General features: G+C 73.9%; 26 protein-coding genes. 15 read left to right on the top strand and 11 right to left on the bottom strand.

What is annotated here, in order from left to right:
• Both ACU436_RS32435 and mftF read right to left on the bottom strand, forming a co-directional pair.
• Positions 1-516 carry a (2Fe-2S)-binding protein gene (locus ACU436_RS32435; RefSeq protein ID WP_459030839.1) on the bottom strand — a complete coding sequence of 172 codons (516 nt, stop codon included), beginning with the start codon at positions 514-516 and terminating at the stop codon, positions 1-3.
• A gap of 265 nt (positions 517-781) precedes the next feature.
• Positions 782-2,251 (bottom strand): mycofactocin biosynthesis glycosyltransferase MftF, encoded by a 1,470-nt coding sequence (mftF, locus tag ACU436_RS32430; RefSeq protein ID WP_459030838.1) that lies wholly within the window; start codon positions 2,249-2,251, stop codon positions 782-784.
• Positions 2,252-2,298: 47 nt separating this feature from the next.
• Here mftF and ACU436_RS32425 point away from each other — a divergent pair, with 47 nt between their 5' ends.
• From ACU436_RS32425 to ACU436_RS32385, 9 genes are all read left to right on the top strand, one after another.
• On the top strand, positions 2,299-3,447 hold the full coding sequence (locus ACU436_RS32425) for an alkaline phosphatase family protein (protein ID WP_459030837.1): 1,149 nt from the start codon (positions 2,299-2,301) through the stop codon (positions 3,445-3,447).
• A 107-nt stretch (positions 3,448-3,554) separates the two neighbouring features.
• Positions 3,555-3,806: a hypothetical protein gene (locus tag ACU436_RS32420; protein ID WP_459030836.1), complete on the top strand. Its 252-nt coding sequence runs from the start codon at positions 3,555-3,557 to the stop codon at positions 3,804-3,806.
• 37 nt (positions 3,807-3,843) lie between these two features.
• Positions 3,844-4,809, top strand: coding sequence for a substrate-binding domain-containing protein (locus ACU436_RS32415; RefSeq protein WP_459030835.1), 966 nt, complete (start codon positions 3,844-3,846; stop codon positions 4,807-4,809).
• Between the two features lie 50 nt (positions 4,810-4,859).
• Positions 4,860-5,591 (top strand): carbohydrate ABC transporter permease, encoded by a 732-nt coding sequence (locus ACU436_RS32410; protein ID WP_459030834.1) that lies wholly within the window; start codon positions 4,860-4,862, stop codon positions 5,589-5,591.
• Complete coding sequence (locus ACU436_RS32405; RefSeq protein ID WP_459030833.1) at positions 5,588-6,457, top strand: carbohydrate ABC transporter permease; 870 nt, start codon at positions 5,588-5,590, stop codon at positions 6,455-6,457. The genes ACU436_RS32410 and ACU436_RS32405 overlap by 4 nt, the downstream gene beginning before the upstream one ends.
• A gap of 29 nt (positions 6,458-6,486) precedes the next feature.
• Positions 6,487-7,455 carry a hydroxyacid dehydrogenase gene (locus tag ACU436_RS32400; protein ID WP_459030832.1) on the top strand — a complete coding sequence of 323 codons (969 nt, stop codon included), beginning with the start codon at positions 6,487-6,489 and terminating at the stop codon, positions 7,453-7,455.
• Complete coding sequence (locus tag ACU436_RS32395; RefSeq protein WP_459030831.1) at positions 7,452-9,353, top strand: DUF2264 domain-containing protein; 1,902 nt, start codon at positions 7,452-7,454, stop codon at positions 9,351-9,353. Before ACU436_RS32400 ends, ACU436_RS32395 begins: the two co-directional genes overlap by 4 nt.
• Before the next feature lie 10 nt (positions 9,354-9,363).
• Positions 9,364-10,161 carry a thymidylate synthase gene (locus ACU436_RS32390; RefSeq protein ID WP_459030830.1) on the top strand — a complete coding sequence of 266 codons (798 nt, stop codon included), beginning with the start codon at positions 9,364-9,366 and terminating at the stop codon, positions 10,159-10,161.
• Entirely contained in the window at positions 10,158-10,628 is a 471-nt protein-coding gene (locus ACU436_RS32385) for a dihydrofolate reductase (RefSeq protein WP_459030829.1), read from the top strand. Before ACU436_RS32390 ends, ACU436_RS32385 begins: the two co-directional genes overlap by 4 nt.
• A gap of 93 nt (positions 10,629-10,721) precedes the next feature.
• Here ACU436_RS32385 and mftE read toward each other — a convergent pair whose 3' ends face one another.
• The 4 genes from mftE to mftA form a co-directional block, all read right to left on the bottom strand.
• The gene (gene mftE / locus ACU436_RS32380) at positions 10,722-11,408 is read right to left on the bottom strand and encodes a mycofactocin biosynthesis peptidyl-dipeptidase MftE (protein WP_459030828.1); all 687 of its coding nucleotides are present in this window, start codon (positions 11,406-11,408) and stop codon (positions 10,722-10,724) included.
• A gap of 79 nt (positions 11,409-11,487) precedes the next feature.
• Positions 11,488-12,684: a mycofactocin radical SAM maturase gene (gene mftC, locus ACU436_RS32375; protein ID WP_459030827.1), complete on the bottom strand. Its 1,197-nt coding sequence runs from the start codon at positions 12,682-12,684 to the stop codon at positions 11,488-11,490.
• Positions 12,681-12,983 carry a mycofactocin biosynthesis chaperone MftB gene (mftB, locus tag ACU436_RS32370; RefSeq protein ID WP_459030826.1) on the bottom strand — a complete coding sequence of 101 codons (303 nt, stop codon included), beginning with the start codon at positions 12,981-12,983 and terminating at the stop codon, positions 12,681-12,683. The genes mftC and mftB overlap by 4 nt, the downstream gene beginning before the upstream one ends.
• Entirely contained in the window at positions 12,968-13,069 is a 102-nt protein-coding gene (gene mftA, locus ACU436_RS32365; RefSeq protein ID WP_459030825.1) for a mycofactocin precursor MftA, read from the bottom strand. Before mftA ends, mftB begins: the two co-directional genes overlap by 16 nt.
• Before the next feature lie 86 nt (positions 13,070-13,155).
• Here mftA and ACU436_RS32360 point away from each other — a divergent pair, with 86 nt between their 5' ends.
• The 3 genes from ACU436_RS32360 (at position 13,156) to ACU436_RS32350 (ending at position 14,212) form a co-directional block, all read left to right on the top strand.
• A complete protein-coding gene (locus ACU436_RS32360; RefSeq protein ID WP_459030824.1) occupies positions 13,156-13,515 on the top strand; it encodes a DUF952 domain-containing protein in 360 nt (119 codons plus the stop codon).
• Positions 13,516-13,628: 113 nt separating this feature from the next.
• Positions 13,629-13,964 (top strand): DUF6247 family protein, encoded by a 336-nt coding sequence (locus ACU436_RS32355; protein ID WP_459030823.1) that lies wholly within the window; start codon positions 13,629-13,631, stop codon positions 13,962-13,964.
• The gene (locus ACU436_RS32350; protein WP_459030822.1) at positions 13,961-14,212 is read left to right on the top strand and encodes a hypothetical protein; all 252 of its coding nucleotides are present in this window, start codon (positions 13,961-13,963) and stop codon (positions 14,210-14,212) included. The genes ACU436_RS32355 and ACU436_RS32350 overlap by 4 nt, the downstream gene beginning before the upstream one ends.
• On the opposite strand, the gene ACU436_RS32345 is transcribed toward ACU436_RS32350, so the two are convergent.
• Entirely contained in the window at positions 14,196-15,404 is a 1,209-nt protein-coding gene (locus ACU436_RS32345) for a DUF418 domain-containing protein (RefSeq protein ID WP_459030821.1), read from the bottom strand. The two genes, ACU436_RS32350 and ACU436_RS32345, sit on opposite strands and share 17 nt — an antisense overlap.
• 150 nt (positions 15,405-15,554) lie before the next feature.
• Between ACU436_RS32345 and ACU436_RS32340 the strand changes: the two genes are divergently transcribed.
• From ACU436_RS32340 to ACU436_RS32330, 3 genes are read left to right on the top strand one after another with little or no spacing between them, the layout of a single operon-like run.
• Positions 15,555-16,367 (top strand): CPBP family intramembrane glutamic endopeptidase, encoded by an 813-nt coding sequence (locus tag ACU436_RS32340; RefSeq protein WP_459030820.1) that lies wholly within the window; start codon positions 15,555-15,557, stop codon positions 16,365-16,367.
• Positions 16,364-17,557, top strand: coding sequence for a sensor histidine kinase (locus ACU436_RS32335; protein WP_459030819.1), 1,194 nt, complete (start codon positions 16,364-16,366; stop codon positions 17,555-17,557). Before ACU436_RS32340 ends, ACU436_RS32335 begins: the two co-directional genes overlap by 4 nt.
• Positions 17,554-18,204 carry a response regulator gene (locus ACU436_RS32330; RefSeq protein WP_459030818.1) on the top strand — a complete coding sequence of 217 codons (651 nt, stop codon included), beginning with the start codon at positions 17,554-17,556 and terminating at the stop codon, positions 18,202-18,204. Before ACU436_RS32335 ends, ACU436_RS32330 begins: the two co-directional genes overlap by 4 nt.
• A gap of 27 nt (positions 18,205-18,231) precedes the next feature.
• Here ACU436_RS32330 and ACU436_RS32325 read toward each other — a convergent pair whose 3' ends face one another.
• From ACU436_RS32325 to ACU436_RS32310, 4 genes are all read right to left on the bottom strand, one after another.
• Positions 18,232-19,284, bottom strand: coding sequence for a serine/threonine-protein kinase (locus tag ACU436_RS32325; protein ID WP_459030817.1), 1,053 nt, complete (start codon positions 19,282-19,284; stop codon positions 18,232-18,234).
• 66 nt (positions 19,285-19,350) lie between these two features.
• Positions 19,351-20,166, bottom strand: a complete 816-nt coding sequence (locus tag ACU436_RS32320; RefSeq protein ID WP_459030816.1) for an FAD binding domain-containing protein — start codon at positions 20,164-20,166, stop codon at positions 19,351-19,353.
• A complete protein-coding gene (locus ACU436_RS32315; protein ID WP_459030815.1) occupies positions 20,163-20,696 on the bottom strand; it encodes a (2Fe-2S)-binding protein in 534 nt (177 codons plus the stop codon). The genes ACU436_RS32320 and ACU436_RS32315 overlap by 4 nt, the downstream gene beginning before the upstream one ends.
• On the bottom strand, positions 20,689-22,956 hold the full coding sequence (locus tag ACU436_RS32310) for a xanthine dehydrogenase family protein molybdopterin-binding subunit (RefSeq protein ID WP_459030814.1): 2,268 nt from the start codon (positions 22,954-22,956) through the stop codon (positions 20,689-20,691). The genes ACU436_RS32315 and ACU436_RS32310 overlap by 8 nt, the downstream gene beginning before the upstream one ends.
• Positions 22,957-23,219: the final 263 nt, after the last annotated feature.

The raw sequence follows: 23,219 nt of genomic DNA, 5'->3' as shown, positions 1-23,219 counted from the left end.
TCACTGCCCTCCCGCCACCGGGCTGGGGGTGTCGACCGGCGCCGTGGCGCCGGGTTTCATCGCCTGCGCCGCGCTCTGCACGGCCCGGACGATGTTCTGGTAGCCGGTGCAGCGGCAGAGGTTGCCCTCGAGGCCCTCGCGCACGGCGTGCTCGTCGGGGTCGGGGTTGTCGCCCAGCAGGTCGACCGCCTGCATGATCATGCCCGGCGTGCAGTACCCGCACTGCAGCGCATGGCATTCGTTGAACGCCTTCTGCACCGGGTGCAGCTCGCCGTCGCGGGCGAGCCCTTCGATGGTCGTGATCTCCGCGCCGTCGGCCTGCACCGCGAGCACGGAGCAGGACTTCACGCTCTGACCGTTCAGGTGCACCGTGCAGGCACCACAGTTGCTGGTGTCGCAGCCGATGACCGTGCCGGTCTTTCCCAGGCGCTCCCTCAGGTAGTACACCAACAGCATGCGGGGTTCGACGTCGTCGACGTACTCCACGCCGTCGACGGTGACCCGAACCTGTGCCATGTGACCTCTCCTCACCACGAGCGCGGTGCCGCCACACAGAGCGACACTGGACGCACCGGACGCAACCCAGCCGCGCCCGGGTGCCGCACACGACGCTGTGGCGGCGCCCACAATCAGACCGCCGATCATTCACGCATGCAAGGGCGACGAATCGCACTTCTCCGCAGGACACGGGCTTGACCGAGACGGAGCAGAGCACAATCCGCAAAATCGGCTCGAGAGCGGCGTGATGATCCGCAGAAACGGAAGCTATCCCCGACCAGGTTCACCTGTCCGTACCAAGCCGGACGGGGCGGTGAAGATCACCCGACGGTGATCGACTCCCGGCGGGCCCGTCCGGGCCGGTGCCCACCGGGCGCAACGGGGCCAACGTGCGGTGCCGCAACGCCCCCCACCACAGCCCGCCGCCGTAGGCGAGGTCGTCGAGCCTGCGCGCGAGCAGGTATCCGGGGAGGCCGGGCCGGGCCGGGTCGTGGCGTCTGCGCCACCAGTCGAGCACCCCTTCGGCCACGGCGATCACGGCGACGGTGCGCCGGGCGCGGCGCGACACCAGGACCGCGACCAGCGACAGCGGCCAGTAGTGCCGGGTGACGGCGTCGGCGGTCTGCATCACCGTGCCGACGGCGCCGAGCCCGATCAGCCGGGCAGCGGTCCGGCGCGGCTCGCGGACGGGCAGCTTGCGGGCGAGCTGCTCGGTGGCACCGGCCGCCACGGCGAGCGCGGCGAGAACGCTCCACGGCCGCCCGCGCAGCAGCAGCACCGAGACCGCCGCGGACCAGGTGTTGAGCACCATCGGCGGCACCGATCCGGGGTGCCGCAGCGACAGCGGGGCGGCGCCCGTGCCGTAGTAGGCCTTGCGCAGCCACCACGCCGCGAGGCCCGTCCGGTGGTCGTGCGCGACCCGGGACGCGGGCTCGTAGCGCAGGCGCCAACCCGACTCGTGCAGCCGCAGCACGAGGTCGACGTCCTCGGCCACGTGCATCCGGTCGTCGAAGCCCGCGCCGACGGCCGCGCGGCGCACCACCAGCGCGGCGCTCGGGACGTAGGCCACCCGGCTCTTCGGTACGACCAGCGCCGGATCGGCGCCCAGGTCCAGCGAGGAGCGCACCGACTCGTAGCCGCCGAGCCAGCCCCGCCCCGCCAGCGCGACGATGCGCGGAGCCGCCAGCGCCACGGCCGGATCGGCGAAGCGGGCGAGCAGCGGGCCGAGCCACCCGGGCTGCGGCACGACGTCGGAGTCGAGGAACGCGACGAGCGGGGTCCGCGCGGCCGCGAGCCCCGCGTTGCGCGCCGCCGCCGGGCCCCTCGCCTCCGCGTGGCGCAGGAGCACGGCGCCCGCCCCCTCGGCGACGCGGCGGATGCCCGCGGCGTCGGCGGAGCCGTCGTCGACGACGATCGTGGCGCCGAGGCCGGCCGGCAGCGCGGCGAGCAGCCGGGCGAGCCCGTCCACGCGGTCCTTCACCGGCACGACGACCGTGACGTCCGAGGCGGGCGGGACCGCGGCCGCCGGCACGGCCACCGGATGCGCGATGCCCGCGTCGAGCAACCTGCGGGCGAGCGCGGCCGACGTCGGGTCGCACACCTCGACCGCCCCGTCGCGCAGCCGGCGCGCCGCCGCGGCGGACAGGCGCAGCATCCGCGGCGGGGCGCCCCCGAACAGGACCGTGCCGCCGTCCACCACGAGCGCGTGCCGGTCGAGCGCGACCCGCATCCCGTACGGCAGCGCCTCCTCCACGGCTCCGAGCCTAGGCCGTGATCGACCGACGCTGGGATGCTCGTGGGGTGACCGCACCGCTGCTGCCCGAGTACGGGCGCCGTTCGCTCGCCGAGGTGCTACCCGCACTGATCGCCGCCATCGGCGTACCCGGCCCCGCGCCCGCGTTGACGGTGCCGCCGGCCCGCGCGGCGGCACTCCTGCTGGTGGACGGGCTGGGCAGCGAGCTGCTGCGCCGGCACGCCGCCGACGCACCGTTCCTCGCGAGCCTTCCCGACGCGGGACCGCTGACGTCCGGCTTCCCGTCGAGCACGTCGATCGGCCTCGCCTCGCTCGGCACCGGTGTGCCGCCGGGCTCGCACGGCCTGCTCGGGCTGTCGCTGCTGGCCGACGGGGAGCTGCTGGACACGCTGCGCTGGACCGCGCAGGGCGGCCGCACCGACCTGCGCGAGCGGCTGGTGCCGGAGGAGATCCAGCCGGTGCCCACCGTGCTGGAGCGGGCCGAGGCCGCCGGCGTCGCGGTCTCCGTCGTGACCTTGGGGGAGTTCGACGGCTCCGGGCTCACCCGGGCGGCGCTGCGCGGCGGCCGCTTCCACGGCACGTACGCGCTCGGCGACCTGGCCGCGGGTGTCCTCGCCGCGGTCACCGGCCCCGGGAGGCAGCTCTGCTACGGCTACCACCGCGACCTCGACGCGATGGGGCACCTCCACGGCCCCGGTTCGCTGCCGTGGCGGCTGCAGCTCGCCCAGGTCGACCGGCTCGCCGAGGTCGTCGCCGAGCGCCTGCCGCCGGACGCGGTGCTCGCGATCACGGGCGACCACGGCATGGTCGCGGTCGACCGGCGCTACGACGCGGACACCGACCCGGTCCTCGCCGACGGCGTCGCGCAGCTGTCCGGCGACCCGCGGGCCCGGCACGTCCACGTGCGTCCCGGTGCTCTCGAGGACGTGCTCGCCACCTGGCGAGGGGTGCTGGGGGACGGCGCGTGGGTCGTGCCCGGTGCGCAGGCGGTGGCCGACGGCTGGTTCGGGCTCCCGGTGGCGCCGCACGCCCGGGACCGCATCGGCGACGTCGTGGTCGCGGCGCGCGGGGGCACGGCCGTGATCCGGTCCCGGATGGAGCGGTTCATCTCGCGGATGCCGGGTCAGCACGGCTCCCTCACGGCCGACGAGCAGCTCGTGCCACTCCTGGTCGCCGGGCCGGCCCCAACCGGGTGAACTCCCGGGACACACCGTGTCGTCAACCTCAGATGTTCCTCAATTCTGTGGCAGCGCGGTCCACGATGCCCTCACCCTGGTCTGATCTGCTGAACGGGGGGATCGCAATGGAGCTCGTCGTCGACGTCGAGCTGAGCGTCCGTGACCGGGCCATCCTGCGCGCCGTGGCGTGCGGACGTGCCGAGCTCGTCTGGGGCTCCGAGCCCGACCTCTACCTCGACGGACGCTTCTGCTGCGACCAGGGCGCGGTGCACAAGCTCGTGCGCGCGGGCCTGATCGCCCCCGCGGCCGAGGGCGCCGTCGGCCAGCGACTCCCGGCAGTGATCACCACGGCCGGGCGCCTGGAGCTCGTGGCCTGACGCCCCCGGGCCGGCGTCGCCGGTAGCGTCCCCGCCCGTGACCAAGCCGTCCGCCCGGCAGGAGCGGATCCTCGCGATCCTGCGATCGCGCGGTCCGGCGCGGGTGGCCGAGCTGGCCCGCGAGTTCGACGTCTCGCCGATCACGCTCCGCCGCGACGTCGAGGCGCTCGCCCGCCGGGAGCACGTCGTGCGCGGGCACGGCATCGTCCGGTTGCCGTCGAGCCGGCGTGACGACCGCGAGCGTCCCGCGACCGGGGTCGTGGTGGTGATGGCCCCGCCGCGCAGCGCGTACCTGGCGCAGATCGTCGAGGGCGCGCGGCAGGCCGTCGAGGAGCTGGGCCTGCACTGGCACCTGGAGGGCATCGGCGAGCGGGAGACGGCGGGTTCCGCCGTGCGCCGGGCCGCGGCCGTGCCCGCGGCGCTCGGCACGCTGGTCTTCCCGCGCTGGCGCACCACGGAGGCGGTCGAGGCCGAGGACGACGAGCCGTCCCCCGGCGCGCCGGCGGTGCTCGTGGAGCGGTTCGCGCCCGTGGGGAGCGTGCTCGCCGACCTGGACGCCGTGCGCACCGACCACTCCCGCGGCGTGCTGCTGGCGCTGCGCCACCTGCGCGAACGGGGGCACGCGAGGATCCTGCTCGTCGCGCGCAACGACAGCCCGACCGCTCGAACGATCAGGACGGCGTTCGCCGCGCACCTCGCCGGGCTCGGCCTGCCGCAGCTCACCGAACCGCTGCTCAGCTCGGCCGGCGCGGGTCCGGATCCGGACACGCCCGTGCCCCACGTGCCCGCGGTGGTCCGCGCGACCGGCGCCACGGCCGTGGTCGCGCACAGCGACGTCGACGCGCTGAACATGGTGCAGCAGCTGCACACCGCGGGCCTGCGGGTCCCGGACGACGTCTCAGTGGTGGCCTACGACGACGTCATCGCGGGCCTCGGCGGGCTGGAGCTGACGACCGTGGCGCCGCCGAAGCGTGGTGCCGGGATCGGCGAAGTCTCTACCTGAGCGTCTTCTCGCAGCAGCACTCCGGCCTGGGGTTCGGCAACGGCCGCACGGTGTTCGTCGGCCTCCACAACTTCGCCGTGGTGCTCACCGACCCGAGCTTCCTGCGCAGCATCGGCGTGACGCTCGCCTACGTCGTGCTGCTGATCCCGATCCTGGTGGCCGGCTCGCTGGCGCTCGCGCTGCTGTTCGACTCCGGCCTCGCCAGGGCCCGGCAGTTCGCGCAGACCGCGCTGTTCCTGCCGCACGCGGTGCCGGGCATCATCGCCACGGTCATCTGGCTGTACCTCTACACGCCGGGCATCAGCCCGGTGCTCGACCTCCTGTACGGCCTGGACATCCAGGTCGACCTGCTGGGCCAGACGCTGCTCATCCCGTCCCTGGTCAACATCGCGCTGTGGGGCGGGCTCGGCTACAACACGGTGATCTTCTACACCGCGCTGCAGGCCGTGCCCCGCGAGGTGATGGAGGCCGCCGCGGTGGACGGCGCGGGCGCGATCCGCACCGCGTTGCGGGTGAAGGTGCCGATGGTGCGCGCCTCGGTGGTGACCGTCACCATGTTCACGCTGGTGGGGACGCTGCAGCTGTTCACGGAACCGAAGCTGCTCCAGGACTCCACGCCGCTGATCGGCGACCGCTTTACGCCGAACATGTACATCTTCGACGCGGCCTTCAACCGCAGCAACTACGGCCTCGCCTCGGCGGCGTCGGTGCTGCTGCTCGTCCTGTGCTGCCTGCTGTCCTACGCGGTGGCGCGCTACAGCTCGCGGGGAGCGCGGACATGACGACGACGGAACCGGGGGGCCGGGTCCGGCGGGGCTCCCGCGCGGGCACGATCACGACCAACGTCGTGATCGCGGCGGGCACGCTCTACGCCCTGCTGCCGTTGCTGTGGCTGCTGCTCGCGGCCACCAAGGACGCCGAGGCCCTGTTCAGCAGCAACCTGCTCGACCTGGCCAACTTCGACCTCGCCGGCAACATCCGCGCGCTGCTCGACGAGGACGACGGGCTCTACCTGCGCTGGTACGCCAACAGCATCCTGTACGCGGTGATCGGCGCCGGGCTCGGCGCGGTGATCAGCACGGCGGCGGGCTACGTGTTCGACAAGTACTCCTTCCGCGGCAAGCGGCAGCTCTACGCGCTGGTGCTGATCAGCGTGATGATCCCGGGCACGGTGCTGGCGCTGCCGATGTACCTCATCGCGTCGCGGCTCGAGCTCGCCAACACGATGTGGGCGGTCTTCATCACGGTGCTGTTCAACCCGTTCGGCGTCTACCTCGCGCGGATCTTCGCCACCGGCTACGTCCCCGGCGAGGTGCTGGAGGCCGCACGGGTGGACGGCGCGTCGGAGCTGCACATCTTCTTCCGCATCGGGCTGCGGATGCTGGGACCCGGTTTCGTCACCGTGTTCCTGTTCCAGCTCACCTCGATCTGGAACAACTTCTTCCTGCCGCTCGTGATGCTGTCCGACGAGAAGCTCTACCCGCTCAGCCTCGGACTCTACTCGTGGAACAGCCAGGCGACGATCACGCCCGAGTACTACCCGCTCGTCGTGGTCGGCTCGCTGCTCGCGCTGGTCCCGCTCATCGTGGCGTTCCTGATGTTGCAGCGGTACTGGCGGTCGGGCCTCACGGCCGGGAGTGTGAAGTAGTGCCGTCACGTCCACGTGCGGCCCTCGCGATGGCCGCGAGGACCGCTCGCCAGCTGCTCCACCCCGCCGCCGTCGAGCGCATCACGGCCGCGGTCGACATCGACCCGGACGTCGTGCTCGACGGGTTCGCCCGCGCCGAGCTCGCCGGCGTCGAGCTGCTGATCACCGGCTGGGGCTGCGCGCCGATCACGGCGGACGTCCTCGCCGCCGCGCCGCGGCTGCGCGCGGTCGTCCACACGGCGGGCACCGTGCGCCACCACGTCACCGACGCGTGCTGGGAGCGGGGCATCGTGGTCAGCTCGGCCGCCGCGGCCAACGCCGTGCCGGTGGCGGAGTACGCCGTCGCGATGATCCTGCTGGCCGGCAAGCGCGTGCCCGACATCGCGCGGGAGTTCCGCGCGGCGCGGGCTCAGCGGGACTGGAATGACCGGTACCCGGACGCCGGCAACTACGGCGCCACCGTCGGGCTGCTCGGGGCCTCGCTGATCGGGCGGCGGGTCGCCGATCTGCTGCGCCCGTTCGACCTCGAGGTCCTCCTGCACGACCCGTACGTCGCCGGCGCCGAGGTGCGGGCGCTCGGCGCCGAGCCGGTGGGCCTCGACGACCTGTTCGCCCGATCCGGCGTGGTGTCGCTGCACGCGCCGCTGCTGCCCGCGACCACCGGCATGGTCGACGCCCGGCTGCTCGCGCTCATGCGCGACGGCACCACGCTGCTCAACACCGCCCGCGGCGGGCTCGTCGACCACGCCGCCCTGGAACGCGAGCTGCTGTCCGGGCGGTTGCGGGCGGTGCTCGACGTGACCTCGCCGGAGCCGCTGCCGCCCGGCTCGCCGCTCTGGGAGTGCGACGGCGTGCTGCTCACACCGCACGTCGCCGGGTCCAAGAGCAACGAGCTGCACCGGCTCGCCGACGCCGCCGCCGCGGAGGTGCAGCGGTGGGCTGCGGGCCGGCCGTTCGCCCACCCCGTACGGCGCGAGCTCCTGCCGCTCACCGCATGACAGAGGAGGTCCTCATCCCCCCCGACGACTTCGACCTCAGCCCGGACACCGGCTGGACGCGCCGGCACTGGACCGCCGTCGCCGACGACCTGCTCGCCTCCGTGCAGCGGTTCCGCTCGCCCCGCGGCGGCCGGATCGACCTGCCCGGCGCACCCGCCAAGGCGGGCGTCGTCTCGGACGGCCTGGAGGGCTTCGCCCGCACCTTCCTGCTCGCGGCGTTCCGCGCCGCGGGCGACGCGGACGGCAGGCCCGTCGAGCCCTACCTGGACGGGCTCGTCAGCGGGCCGGCCGGCGGCGATGCGGACCGGTGGCCGACGATCGGCTCGCACGGGCCCGGCGGGCAGCCGATGGTGGAGTCCGCGTCGGTGGCGCTCGGCCTGCTGACGGCGCGGACGTGGACCTGGGACCGGCTCGCCGACCGGGAGCAGGACCGCCTGGAGGAGTGGCTGCGCGGGGCGCTGCGCAACGAGCCGGCGCCGAACAACTGGTACCTGTTCCCGATGACCGTGGCCGCCTTCCTCGACGAGGTCGGCCGCGGCGACGCCGAGACCGCCCGCGCCGTCGACCGCGCGCTCGACCTGCTGGAGGGCTGGTACCGCGGCGACGGCTGGTACAGCGACGGCGACGGCCGCGCCTTCGACCACTACATCGGCTGGGCGATGCACCTGTACCCGGTGCTGGTCGCGCACCTGCGCGGCGACACCGCGCAGCTGGACCACCTCGGCCCGCGGCTGCACGAGTTCCTCGGCTCGTTCGCCGCCACCTTCGACGCCGACGGCTCCCCGCTGCACCAGGGCCGATCGCTCACCTACCGCCCGGCGGCTCTGGCGGCCGTGGCGCTGGGCGAGGTGGTCGGCCGCACGCCGCTGCGGCCCGGCCAGACCCGGCGGATCCTGTCGGCCGGGCTGCGCTACTTCCTCGACCGCGGCGCGCTCACCGACGGGATCTTCTCCCGCGGCTGGCACGGCCCGCACCCCGCGACCCTGCAGACCTACTCCGGCCCGGCCTCGCCGTACTGGGCCAGCAAGGGCTTCGTCGGGCTGCTGCTGCCCGGGTCGGCGCCGCTGTGGACGGCGGTCGAGGAACCGCCGCCGTCGGCCGGGCCCGACCGGACCGTCGTCATCCCCTCGGTCGGCTGGCTGGTGCAGACCACGCAGGGCGACGGCCTGGTCCGCGTCCACAACCACGGCAGCGACCACATCAACCCGTGGGACGCCGACGGCGGCGAGCCCGACCCGCTCTACGCCCGGCTCGCCTACTCCACGCGCACCGGCCCCACCGCCGCCCGCAACGCCGCCGACAACCACGTCGCCCTGCACGTACGCGGCCGGGAGAGCGTGCGGCGGCGGATCCACCCGATCGGCAGCGGACCGGACTGGGTGGCGTCGTGGCACCAGCCCCAGTTCCCCGGCGCACCCGGACCCGTGCTCCCCCAGGGCCGCATCGAGAGCCTCGTCGGCGCGCGCGGCGCGTGGGAGGTGCACATCCACCGGCTGCGCGCCGTGCCTGCCGGAACTCCCGTCACGGTGACGGGATGGGCGCTCGCGGCCGCGACCCCGCAGGAGCTCGACGAGCAGGTCGACGGCGTGGCCGTCGCGCTGAGCACGAAGGAGACCGCCACCCGGCTCGTCGGCGGCCACGGCTTCGACACGGCCCACGTCGAGCGGGCCCCGCAGGGCACGGCCTACGGCGCGTGGGCGCTGGTGCCGGCCCTGCGCGGCACCGTCGCGCCGGGCGAGCTGCTGGTCACCGCCTCGGCGCTCACCTCGGCGCCCGCGACCCCCGCACCGGAGATCGGGGTCGACGGCACGGAGGTCACCGTCACCTGGGCCGACGGCGCGCGCACGACATGCAGCTGGGTGGCCGCCGTCCCGGAGGTAGCCACCGACCCGCACTAGGCTGGCCGGCGTGCCGGACACCCAGTACGAGGGCCTGCTCCGCCACGTGCTCGACACGGGCGCCCGCAAGGCGGACCGCACCGGCACGGGCACGCGGTCGGTCTTCGGCCACCAGCTGCGCTACCGGCTGTCGGACGGCTTCCCCCTGATCACGACGAAGAAGGTCCACTTCCGCTCGGTCGCCTACGAGCTGCTGTGGTTCCTGCGCGGCGACCCGAACGTCACGTGGCTGCGGGAGCACGGCGTCACGATCTGGGACGAGTGGGCGGCACCGGACGGTGACCTCGGCCCGGTCTACGGGGTGCAGTGGCGGTCGTGGCCGACCCCGGACGGCGGGCACGTCGACCAGATCGGCGAGGTGCTGCGCGCGCTGCGGGAGAACCCGGACTCCCGGCGGATCATCGTGTCCGCGTGGAACGTCGCCGACATCCCCCGGATGGCGCTGCCGCCCTGCCACGCGTTCTTCCAGTTCTACGTCGCCGACGGCGAGCTCTCCTGCCAGCTGTACCAGCGCAGCGCGGACCTGTTCCTCGGGGTGCCGTTCAACATCGCGAGCTACGCGCTGCTGACGCACATGATCGCCGAGCAGGTGGGTCTCGGCGTCGGTGACTTCATCTGGACCGGGGGCGACTGCCACATCTACGACAACCACGAGGACCAGGTCGGAACGCAGCTCGCGCGCGAGGCGCGGCCGTTCCCCACGCTCCGCCTGAAGCCCGCGGACAGCCTGTTCGACTACACCTACGAGCACCTCGCGCTCGACGGCTACGACCCGCACCCCGCCATCAAGGCGCCGGTCGCGGTGTGATCGGGCTCGTCTGGGCGCAGTCGGCGAACGGGGTCATCGGCCGCGACGGCACGCTGCCGTGGCGGCTGCCGGAGGACATGAAGCGGTTCCGCTCCCTGACCGCGGGCGCGACCGTGCTCATGGGCCGCCGGACGTGGGAGTCGCTGCCACCGCGGTTTCGCCCGCTGCCGGGCAGGCGCAACCTCGTGCTGTCCCGCACGCCGCAGTCGGGCCCACGGGAGGGCGCAGAGACGTTCCCCGACCTGCGGACGGCACTCGCCGCGGTGACCGGGGACGTGTGGGTGATCGGCGGCGCGGCGGTGTACCGGGCGGCGCTGCCGTTGGCGGACCGCATCGAGGTCACCGAGATCCGCGAGCCCTTCGACGGCGACACGTACGCGCCGGACGTGGGTCGCCCTCCGGACGAGGTGGGGACGTGGCGGGAGTCGTCGACGGGACTGCACTACAGGTTTCTGACCTGGGGCTGAGCTCGCCTCAGGGTGCTCACACACCAACATCGGCGCTCGCACAGCAACTGCAGTTGGTGTGCGAGGACCAATGTTGGTGTGTGACGCTTCCGATCAGGTCAGGCGGCCGGTTGGGTCCGGGTGCCAGCGGCTCAGGCGCGTCCGGAGGACCTCGGTCATCTCCGCCAGCAGGTGCTCGCCCTCCTCCGCCGTCGCGCCGGTCGGGTCGCCCAGCACGCCGTTCGGGCTGACCGCGGCCACGCCGCCGGAACGCATCGCCGGGAGCAGCTCGTCGAGCGGGGCGGTGGCACCGGGCGCCGCGGCGGCGGTGCGGACCGCGGCGGGGTCGAGCGCCAGCAGGATCGACGTCTCGGTGTGCCCGGCGTGCAGGTCCCCGCCGGCCGCGACGCACGGCGACCAGGCGGCGTCACGGCCCTCGACACGCAGCCGCACCACGGCGTCCGGAACCGTGGGGAGGTTGCCGCCGTGGCCGTTCACGAACACCAGCCGGGGCGTCCACCGCGTCGCCGACCGCCCCAGCTCCACGAGCACGGTCAGCAGCGCGTCGTGCCCGATCGACAGCGTGCCGGGGAAGCCCTCGTGCTCGCCGGACGCGCCGTAGGCCAGCGGCGGCGCGACCAGCAGCGCCGGGTCGTCGCCCGCGGCGCGCCGGGCGACGGCGGTGGCGATCCGGGTGTCGGTGTCGAGCGGGAGGTGCGGCCCGTGCTGCTCGCACGCCCCGATCGGCACCAGGAGCGTGGCCGCCGGCACGTCCGGCCACACGCGGTCACCGAGGTTCACAGGCCTCCACCCCTGCACGAGCGGCACGTTCGCCCGATAGAGCTGGACGGACGTGCCGCTCGTCCAACGGGCTCGGGGTTCAGCTTCCCGCCACCGGGGCCTGCAGGCCGGCGAGCGGGCTCTCGTCGCACGCGCGGTCCGGGCGCGTCCCGATCGTCACCGGGACCGGGCCGCGGGAGTTGCGGGGCGCCGACCTCGAATGGTCGACATCCGAGCGCGGGACCACCGTGGACGCGTCACGCGCGGCGAGGGCCTGCTCGCCCAGGCCGCGCACGCACTCCGGGTCGGGACCGTCGAGCGGGAGGCCGGTGAAGAACTTGGCGGCCATGCAGCCGCCCTGGCAGGAGTCGTAGAACCCGCAGCTTCGGCAGGCGCCGCCGGTCTGGGGCTGCCGCAGCTCGGCGAACAGCTCCGAGCCGCGCCACACCTCCTCGAACCCGCCCGGCGAACGGACGTTGCCCGCGAGGAAGTTGTCGTGGATCGCGAAGGGGCACGCGTAGACGTCGCCGACCGGGTCGATCAGGCAGACCACCCGGCCGGCACCGCACAGGTTGAGCCCGGGCAGCGCCTCGCCGTACGCGGAGAGGTGGAAGAACGAGTCGCCCGTGAGCACGTTCTCGCCGCGAGCCACCAGCCAGTCGTAGAGCTGCCGCTGCTGCGCGGGCGTGGGGTGCAGCTCGTCCCAGACGTCGGCGCCGCGGCCCGAGGGCCGCAGGCGGGTGATCCGCAGCTGCGCGCCGAACTTGTCGGCGATCGCCTTGAACTCGTCGAGCTGGTCGACGTTCTGCCTCGTCATGACGACGCTGATCTTGGGCTGGCCGAACCCGGCCTCGGCCAGGTTCTCCAGCGCCCTGATCGCGGTGGCGTAGGAGCCGGCGCCGCGCACGTGGTCGTTGATCTCGGCGGTGGCGCCGTCGAGCGAGATCTGCACGTCGACGTAGTCCGTGGCCGCGAGCTGCGCGGCCCGCGCCTTGTCGAGCTTGATCCCGTTGGTGGAGAACTTGACGCCGACGTCGTGGGTGACGGCGTGGTCGAGCAGCTCCCAGAAGTCGGGGCGCACGGTGGGCTCGCCGCCGCCGATGTTGACGTAGAAGACCTGCATCCGCTGCAGCTCGTCGATCACCGCCTTCGCCTCGGCGGTGGACAGCTCCCGCGGGTCCCGCCGTCCCGACGACGACAGGCAGTGCACGCAGGCGAGGTTGCAGGCGTAGGTGAGCTCCCAGGTGAGGCAGATCGGGGAGTTCAGGCCGTACTGGAAGTGGTCGACCAGCTTCAAGGTCGCTCCTCGATGGTTCCGTTGGCGGCCAGCCCGGCCAGCGCCCGCAGGTACGCGGGGCGCTGGGCCTCCTCGACGCCGGCCGCGTCGAGCGCTGCGTGCACGTCGGCGTGCTGCTCCAGCCCGGAGACGACCTCGACGAGCTGGGGGGTCTTCAGGAACGACAGCCTGCGGGTGCCGAAGTGGTAGACGAGCGCCCCGAACGGCTCGGGGCGCACCGCCACCCGCGGGCTGCAGCGGTGGGGCCGCGCCGGGTCGAAGACCGGGGCGTCCGCGGTCACGGTCAGTAGACGCCGCACATGCCGTCGATGGAGACCTCCTCGACGAGGGTCTCCTCGACCACGGGCTCCTCGGCGGGGGCCTGGGACTCGCTGGTGGGCGGCATGTGCTTCCTCCTGACGACGGTGGCTGGGGCGGGACCGACGCTAATTGACACGTCGTGCCAAAGACAAGGCCCGGGAGACTGTTGCGATGGAGTCGAACGTCCTCTTGCACCTCAGCACCGCGACCGAATGGGACCGGGCACGCGCATCCGGCGTAGTGGCGCCGCCGTCGCTGGCCGAGGCCGGGTTCGTGCACCTCTCGACACCCGAGCAGATCACGCTCCCGGCGAACCGGCTCTACCACGGCCGGTCCGACATCCTGCTGCTGGTGATCGACCCGGCCCGCATCGGCGTCGAGGTCCGCTGGGAGCCGGGGGTGCCCGGCGACCCCGAGTCGATGCGCTTCCCACACGCCTACGGTCCGGTCCCGGCGGCGGCGGTGCTGACGGTCGTGCCCTACCGCCCGGGCCCGGACGGCAGCTTCCCCGCACCCGATCTGCCCCGCTGAGCTCAACCCGTTCCGACGGGGGCGGAGTCGCGTGCGCAGACCGCCGGCGGGCGCGGGCGACCCGCAGCCGCGAATCGACCTCCGATGTCGTCGGCCCCGGCTATCGTGCCGTCATGACCGCCGCCGCGTCCGCTCCGGCACCCGATCGGCCTCCCTTTGCCGACGCATCCCCCGCACAGGTGCGCGCCGCTCTCCTCCCTGAGGACGCGGCCGAGTTCCACCGCCAGTGGCAGGACGTCATGGCCCGCGCCACCCGCGACCTCGATCTCACCGAGGTCCACCGGACGCTGAACACCTGGCGGCGGGTGGCATGGGTGACCACCGCTACCGGACCGGATCGCTATCGAGCCGTGCTCGCCAGCGCCGAACACCGATACACCACCGGGGAACGCCACCCCGAGGCCACGCCGTGGAGCCAGCCGAAGGCGGAGCTCGGGCTACCGGAGTGAGCTACTCGCTGGACATCGACCCACTGGCCGACCAGCAGATCGCGGCGCTTCCGCAAGCTGCACTCACCGCGCTCGTGGAAGCGCTCACCGTCGTGGAGCTGGTCCCGTGGAACGGGCTGCCGGTCAACGACTCCAATCCGGACGGTCCCGTGCGCCAGCTCCCGTTCGGCGGACTCGGGATGATCACCTACCTCGTCCTCGACGATCAACAACGCGTCGACCAGCTGATCGTCACCTGGGCCGGCTGAACGCTCCCGCCGCCTCCGCCACGTCGACCGGCTCGCCCCGGCCACCGCAACCAGCTCCGCGAACGTGCCGGGGAAGACCGCGTGCGCCGTGCATCCGGTGCATCAGCAGCTCCAGTGGCCCCCGGTCGGCGTGGCGCAACCACACCGGCGCGGCGGCGAGCAGGACCGCGGAGATGCCCGCCCAGAGCGCGAGCACGAACCACGGGCCGGAGCCGGCGAACCGCTCCGCCAGCCCGAATCCCCAGCCGTAGCAGAGCACCGCGGCGAGCGCGTTCTGCAGCATGTAGCACGAGAGCGCGGTGCGGCCGACTGCCGTCAGGCCGCGCCGGATCCGGCCGGCCTCCCGGCGGGCGCGCTGCACCAGGGTCGTGCCGAGCCCGAGCAGGCCGACCGCGACCAGCGGCGGCACTAGGTACCGGTCCACGAGTAACCAGTCCGGGCCACCGGCAGCCGCGAGGGCGTTCAGCGGGACGCCGGCGCCCAGCCCGAGAACCGTGAGCCGGCGGCGGAGCCTCCCGCCCGCCTCGGTGAACGCGCCGGCCCGCACCAGGCGGGAGCCCACCAGGAACAGCACGACCGCCGACGGGACGATCAGCACGATCTCGGCCCGCAGCAGCGCGGCGTGCTCGATTCGCAGCAGCACCTGGTGCGGCCAGCTCGCCGTGAGGGCCGGGTCGGACGCCGAGCCGGACGGCGCCACGTCGGGCGTCATCAGCAGCAGCGCGGTGACCGCGAGCAGCACCGCGACGTAGACCGCCCCGACGGTGCCGGCCCAGGCCCTGACGACCCGGTCGCTGCGGCCCACCAGGTACGCGACGAGGAAGGACGCGATCGCGTAGCCCATCAGGACGTCGAACTCGAACACCAGGACGTAGTGCACGAGGCCCTCGACGAACAGGATCGCGGCGCGCACCGGGTACCGGCCGGGCCACGGGTTCCCCCGGCGCACGGCCGAGCGGTACTGCAGCTCGAGCCCCACCCCGAACAGCAGCGTGAGCAGCGCGAGGAACTTGCCGTTGGTGACCGTCCGCAGGGCGGTCTCGAGCGGGCCGGCGGCGGTGAACGCCTGGGAGAACCACGCCAGGGGCCCTCCCGGGTCGGCGAACAGCCACACGTTCGTGCCGAGGGTGCCGAGGATCGCGACGCCCCGGAGCACGTCGAGGGCGTCGATCCGCCCGGTCGTCACGGTCATGGGAGAAGAGGATCACCGGTGGCGGCGCCCGCGTCGTCGGGCGAGGGATCGATCCCGCCTACAACCTTGGAACGACTCGGGTATGCCCCACCGGCAGCGCGGGGGCATTCGCCAGGGACGCGGAGACCGGGCGTCCATAGCGTTCTTCCCATGGTCGACACATCGCGGCGGGATCTGCTGCTGTTCTTCGTCGGAACGTTCGCGGGCAGCTGGTTGCTGTGGGGCGCGGCCCTCCTCGCCGGGGGCGACGTCGCCCAGCCGCTGCCGCAACTCCTGTTCGTCATCGGCACGTTCGGGCCGACGGCGGTCGCGCTCCTCCTGTGGTGCTGCGGGCGACGCCGCCCGCGCGGGGACAACCCGTTCCGCACCGTCGGTCGCTGGCTGCCGGCGGCGCTGTTGCTGGGCGCCGCACCGACGGTCGCGGGTGCCCTCGTCGACGGCACGCTCGACCCCGCGGTCGCGAGCGCACGGGCGGCCACGGTCGGCGGGCCGCTGGCGGTGGTCGGGTACGTGCTCGTCGCCGGCCCGCTGGCGGAGGAGTTCGGCTGGCGGGGCTACGCGCAGCCCCGGCTCCGCCGCCTGCTCGCGCCGGTGCCCACGGCGGTCCTGCTCGGCCTCGCCTGGGCGGTGTGGCACGTCCCGCTGTTCCTGGTCACCGGGACGACGCAGTCCGAGATCGGCCTGTTCAGCGTGCAGGCACTGCTGTTCTTCGCGACGTTCGTGCCGCTGAGCTACACCATCTGGGTCGTGTCGGAGCGGCTGCGCGGCGGCGTCGCGGCGGCCGTGGCGGTGCACGCCGCGTACAACGGCGCGTCCGGGCTCTTCCCGTCCACATCGACGTCCGCCGAGCTCGTGACCCTCGCGGTGGCGACCGCGATCGCGGTGGCCCTGCACCTCCTGGTCGGACGTACCACCTTCGATCGACGCGAACACCCGGCCGGCGCGTGTTCAATGGCCGGGTGACGGGTTGGCCTGCGGACCGCGAGCGGCTGGAGGACGGGTTCTACGTCGCCGGCTTCTTCGCGCTCGGGGTGCTGCTGTACCTGACCGTCCCCGACGTCGCCCTCCGCCTGAACGACGCGGAACCGCCGGCATGGGCCCTGCTGGGCCTGCTCGCGGTCGCCGCGCTCGGCCACACGCAGCGCCGCCCCCGGCCCGTGCTCGGGCTCGCGGTCGGCTGCCTCGTGCTCGTCGGGATGGTGCAGCTGGGAACCGTGCCGCTCGCCATGATGATGATCATCGGCGACCTGCTCTACTGCGCGGTCCTCTACACGTCGGAGCGGCTCAGCTGGACGGTGGCCGGCGCCACCGCGGCCGTCGCCGGGGGCGCCGCGCTCGTCAGCCTCGCCTTCGAGGGCGGCCGCGCGGCCGTGCTCGTCATCCTCAACCTCGGGCTCGTGCTCGCCGTGCCGGTGCTGTGGGGGCGGGAGGTGCGCCTGCACCGCGGGCGGGCCGACACCGAACGGGAGCGTGCCGAGCAGGCGGCACGGATGGCCGATCTGGACCGCACCGCCGCGGTGGCGGCCGAACGGGCCCGGATGGCCCGCGACCTGCACGACGTGATCGCGGGGCAGCTGTCGGGCATCGCGATCCAGTCCGAGGCGGTGCTCAACCTGCCGGATCCGGACCCGGCCGTGCTGCGGCGGGTGCTGCAGTCCGTGCGCCGCGACAGCGTGGCGTCGCTGGCCGAGATGCGCACGATGATCGGCCTGCTGCGGGCGGACGGCGCGGGCGACGGCGACCCGCGCACCGCTCCTGCCGGCCTCGAGCGGCTCGACGCGCTCCTCGGGTCCGCCGCGGGCGCCGGCCTCCGGGTCGACGTGGACGACGCACGCGGCGCGGCCGAGCTACCGGCCGCGGTCGACCTGGCGGCGTTCCGCATCGTGCAGGAGTCGTTGACGAACGCCGCCAAGCACGCGCCGGGCGGCCGGGTCCGCCTGCACCTGGACGACCACGACGGAGAACTGGTGATCGAGATCGAGAACGACCTCGTGCCCGGCGCGCCACCCGGCGGGGGCACCGGCACCGGGCTGCTGGGCGTGCACGAGCGCGTGGACGCCGTGGGCGGCACCGTCACCGCGGGGCCGGACGGCGGCCGCTGGCGCGTGCGCGCCGTGCTGCCGGTGCCCGCGCCGGCCGGAGCGTCGCGGTGACCGAGCCGGTGCGCGTGGTGGTGGCCGACGACCAGGCCGCGATCCGCACGGGCCTCGTGATGATCCTCGACTCGGCCCCGGACATCACGGTGGTCGGGGAGGCCGCCGACGGGCTCGCCGCGGTCAGAATGGCCCGGGACCGCGAACCGGACGTCGTGCTGATGGACATCCGCATGCCCGGCATCGACGGCATCGAGGCCACCCGCAGGCTCGTGGGCGGGTCGGTCTGCGACGTGCTCGTGCTCACCACCTTCGACCTGGACGAGTACGTGGACTCCGCGCTCGCCGCCGGCGCCGCGGGCTTCCTGCTCAAATCCGTGGATGCACCGGCGCTGCTCTCCGCGGTGCGCGCGGTGGCCCGCGGCGACGGTGTGCTCGCCCCCGAGATCACCCGGCGGGTCATCGCCCGGCTCGGCGCCCCCGCCCGCAGACCGGTCCGTCCGCCCGGCCTCGACGACCTCACCCCGCGCGAGACCGACGTGCTCGCCTGCCTGGGCCGCGGCCTGTCCAACGCGGAGATCTCGACGGAGCTGGTGATCACCGAGGCCACCACGAAGACGCACGTCTCCCGCGTGCTCACCAAGCTCGGCCTGCGCTCCCGCGTGCAGGCGGCGATCGCGGCGCAGGACGCGGGGCTGGTGGAGTAGAGCAGGTGGGCCGTCCCGTCCGCGGCGTCAGCGCAGCCGCGCGGAGAGCTCCAGCCGGTCGTTGACGTCGGCGACGGTTGTGGCGGGGGTCGGCGGGTTCGCGGGCGCGGCGGCGACGGAGAGCATCGCGACGATCGCGGTGAGGGCCGCGAGCGCGATGCGGGACATGGGCCGCGTCCCGGGGCGGCCCAGCCGGTGCCGCCCGTGGCGCACGACCCGGGAGCGCACCGACGACACGAGCCCCAGCGCGGCGGCGGGCGAGGCCGGGTCCGCGGCGAGCGCGACCGCCACGGCGGCCGCCGGCGGGCGGCGACGCGGGTCGTCCTGGGTCATCGAGGTCAGGACGGTGCCGAGCCCGGCGGGCAGCCCCGGGGGCACCACCGGCGAGCGGTACAGCCGGGCGGTGGCGGACTCGACCGCGGCGCCCGGGTACTCCCGCTGCCCCGTCACGGCCTCCAACAACACCAGGCCCAGCGCGTAGACGTCGGTGGCCGGGGCCACGTCCTCCCCGCGCACCTGCTCGGGCGCGAGGTAGGCGGCGGTGCCGACGACGCAGCCGTCGGCCGTGGCCGCGGTGGCCTCGACGGTGCGGGCGATGCCGAAGTCGGCGAGGCGCGGGCGCCCGGCGATGCCGAGCAGGACGTTCGCCGGCTTGACGTCGCGGTGCACGATGCCGGCGGCGTGCACGTAGGCCAGCGCGTCGGCGAGGTGGGCGCCGAGCCGGCGCACCGCGCCCGGGGCGAGCGGCGCGCCGGTGGCGATCCGCTCGGCGAGCGTGGGCCCCTCGACCAGGTCGGTGACGACGAACGGGCAGTCGTCCACGAGCCCGCCGTCGTGCAGCCGGACGAGACCCGGATGGTCCAGACGTGCGAGCAGCGCCATCTCCTGGCGTTGCTGCCTCAGATCGCGCTCCGACGCACCCGGCCGGAAACACTTGATCGCTACCTCGACACCACGCCGCAGGTCACGGGCGCGGTGCACGACGGCGGACGAGCCGGCGCCGAGCACCGCCCCGAGCTCATAGCGGCCGGCGACGACACGGGGGACGTCGCCGAGCGCAACAGCCTCGTCGGGGGCCATACCGAAGTCTTTCCCCCGTACGGGGCAGCTACGCACGGATCCGGAAAACTTGGACCCGGATGTGCGTCACCCGTTGGCGGCAGTGCTGAGCGCCCGGCGGGTGAGTACACGCGCCAAGTGGCGCCGGTAGTCGGCGGTGGCGGCGAGATCGGTGGGCGGCTCGGTGCGGTCGTCGGCGAGCGCGGCGGCCTCCTCGATGGAGGCGCCGTCGGCGAGCGCGGCCTCCGTCTGCGAGGCGCGCAGCGGTGTGGACCCCATGTTCACCAGCCCGACCCGGCCGTCGATCACGGCAACGCCGACGATCGCCCAGTCGTTGGCGCGCCGCGTGAACTTCTCGTACGCCCAACCGACCGCACGGGTGCGCGGCACCCGGATCTCGACGATCAGCTCGTCCGGCTCCTTCACCGACGAGAACACGCCCGTGTAGAAGCCGGTGATCGGCACCTGCCGCTCGCCGCGCGGGCTGCGCAGCACCACCGTGCCGCCGAGCGCGAGCACGGCCGCGGGGAGGTCGGAGGCCGGGTCGGCGTGGGCGAGCGAGCCGCCGAGCGTGCCGCGGTGACGCACCTGCGGGTCGCCCACCGTGCGCGCGACCGCGGGCAGCAGCGGGCACTCGGTGGCCAGCACGTCGGACACCTCGACCGTGCGGTGCCGCGTGCCCGCACCGATCGCGACCTCGTCGCCGTCGACGCGGATGTACTGCAGCTCGCCGATCTTGCCGATGTCGATCACCAGCTCGGGCGCCGCCAGCCGCAGCTTCATCACCGGGAGCAGCGAGTGGCCGCCCGCGAGCACGGTGGCGTCCTCGCCGTGCTCCTCCAGGAGGGCGAGCGCGGCGTTCACGGACTCGGGGCGCGCGTATTCGAACCCGACGGGGATCATGCGGGGCTCCCGGTGGAGAAGCCGGGCGCGGCGAGCTCGGCGGGTGAGTCCTCGGCCTCGGCCGGGTCCTTCCCCGCCGCGGCCAGGACGGCCCGGACGATGTTGTGGTAGCCGGTGCAGCGGCAGAGGTTGCCCTCCAGGCCCTCGCGCACCTCCCGCTCGGTGGGACGCGGGTTCTCCTGCAGCAGCCCGACCGCGGCCATCACCATGCCCGGCGTGCAGAAACCGCACTGCAGCCCGTGCTCGGCGTGGAACGCCGCCGGCACCGGGTGCAGGTGCTCCGGGTCGGGCGAGAGCCCTTCCATCGTGGTGACCGACTGCTGGTCGGCCTGCACCGCAAGCACCGTGCACGCCTTCACCGACTCGCCGTCGAGCAGCACGGTGCACGCACCGCAGGACGTCGTGTCGCAGCCGATGTTCGTGGCCTTGAGCCCGACCACGTCGCGCAGGTAGTGCACGAGCAACAGTCGCGGCTCGACCTCCGCGGTGGTCGGCCGACCGTTGACGGTGATCTGGACCTTCTCACTCATTCGCGCCTCCGGCGGCCTGGATGGCCTCCCAGACCCGCAGCGGGGTGGTCGGCATGTCGATGTGTCGGACGCCGAGGTACGACACGGCGTCGACGACGGCGCTCTGCACCGCGGGCGTGGCGCCGATGGTGCCGGCCTCGCCGATGCCCTTCGCCCCGATCGGGTTCAGCGGGGTGGGCGTCTCCATGTCGAGCAGCGTGAAGCTCGGCAGCTCCGCCGCGGACGGGAACCCGTAGTCGGCGAACGTGGCCGTGAGCGGGTTGCCGTCGGCGTCGTAGGCGACCTCCTCGAGCATGGCCTGCGAGATGCCCTGCGCGATGCCGCCGTGGCGCTGCCCCTCGGCGAGGAGCGGGTTGAGCACCGGACCGGCGTCGTCGACCGTGATGATCCGGTCGACGACCGCCTTGCCCGACTCGACGTCGACCTCGACCACGGCCAGGTGCGCGCCGAACGGGAACGAGGCCGCCCCGCTGTCGAACGCGGTGTCGACCCGCAACTGCTCCTTCTCGGCCAGCTCGGCGAGGTCGATGCCCGCGCCGGTGCCCTTCACGGTGACGCGACCCTCCGCGACCTCGAGGTCCTCGACACTCGCTTCCAGCAGATCGGCCGCGCGCTGCTTGGCCAGCTCCACCAGCTCGCCCGCCGCCTGGTAGACGGCGACTCCGCCGGTCTGCAGGCTCCGCGAACCCATCGTGCCGACACCCCGCGGGATCAGGTCGGTGTCGCCGTGCTTGACGGTGATCTTCGCGATCGGGATGCCGAGGTGCTCGCTCGCCAGCATCGCCCACGCCGTCGCGTGACCCTGACCGTGTGGCGAGGTGCCGGTGAGGACGGTCACCGTGCCGTCGGGGTGCACCTCGACCGCGGCGTCCTCGCGGAACTCCCCGCCCCCGGTGATCTCGACGTACGAGGAGATGCCGATCCCGAGCTGCACGGCGTCGCCGCGCTCGCGCCGCGCGGCCTGCTCGGCCCGCAGGTCGGCGTACCCGCCCGCCTCCAGCACGCGGTCGATCGCCTTCGCGTACTCGCCGGTGTCGTAGACGGCCCCGCCGCCCCCGCCCTTGGTGGTGAACGGGAACTTGTCGGGCGGCACGACGTTGCGCTTGCGCACCTCGGCCGGGTCCATGTCGATCTCGGCGGCGAACAGGTCCATCGCCCGCTCGATCGCCGCGGTGGCCTCCGGGCGGCCGGCGCCACGGTAGGCGCCGGTGGGCGTGGTGGTGGTGACGAGCATCCGGGCGCGCGACTCGACGTTCGGGATGTCGTAGACGCCCGGCGCCATCTGCCGCGTGAAGAACGGGAGGAACGTGCCGATCGCCGGGTAGGCACCGGTGTCCGCGAGCACGTCCAGGCGGTAGGCGAGGACGGTGCCGTCGCGGCGACCGCCGATCGTGACGGTCTGCAGCTGGGCGCGGCCCTGCAGCATCCCCGTCATGTTCTCCGAGCGGGTCTCGGCCCAGCGGACCGGCCGGCCGACCCGCTTCGCGAGCCAGGCGACCACCGCGAACATCGGGTCGCCACCGATCTTCGCGCCGAACCCGCCGCCGACGTCCGGAAGGATCACGTGGACGTTCGCCGCCTCGATGCCGAGCCAGCCCGCCACCTCGTCCCGGGCCATCTGCGCGTTCTGCGAGGACGCGAACAGCGTGAGCCGCCCGTCGTCGCCCCAGGCGGCCGCGGCGGCGCGCGTCTCCAGCGGGGACGCCGCCAGGCGCTGGTTGACGATCTCGCGCGTCACCACGACGTCGCAGCCGTCGAACACGTGCTCGTCGAACTCCTGGTCGTCGAAGGCCAGGGCGAGGTTGGTGCCCGCATCCTCGAACAGGACGGTCCCGCCGGCGAGCGACTCCTTCAGCCCGATCACCGCCGGCAACGGGTCGTAGTCGACCTCCACGAGGTCGGCCGCGTCCTGCCCCTGGTACGGGTCCTCGGCGAGAACGGCCGCGACCGGCTCGCCCACGAAGCGCACCCGGTCGGTGGCGAGGAACGGCCGGACCATCGCCCTGTTCGCCGCCGGGAACATCAGCGTGGGCGGGAGGTCGAGGTCGGCGCCGGTGAACACCCCGACGACGCCGGGCGCGGCCTTGGCCGCCTCGACGTCGATCCCGGTGATCCGGCCGTGGGCCAGCGGGGACCGCACGAACGTCACGTGCAGCGCACCGGTCAGCCGTTCGTCGGTCAGGTCGTCGGTGTAGGTCGCGCCCCGGGAGAGGAACACCGGGTCCTCTGTGCGGACCACCCGGGTACCCATGATGCTCATCGTTCGGCCTCGCTCCGCTCAGCCGGCGCTCCGCGCAGGCGCTGTGACATTGATTCGCTAGCAGGCTCGCTCATCGACCGGGATGCTAGCTCGCGATTCCCGCGACCGCGCGCACGGCAATCACACGGCGGAAGTCCCGGTCACCCAGCTGCTCACCCCCCGCGCCGGGGCGCTCACGCACGGACGCACACCGGGGCACCCGACGCACCCCGGTCCGGCCGCCGGGGTTCGATCCGCGGATCGGTGCATCCACGGCCGTATGT

This window comes from Pseudonocardia wallangbongensis, assembly GCF_054486945.1.
The sequence above is the reverse complement of the archived record's forward strand: the minus strand, read 5'-3'. Positions and strand labels throughout refer to the sequence as shown.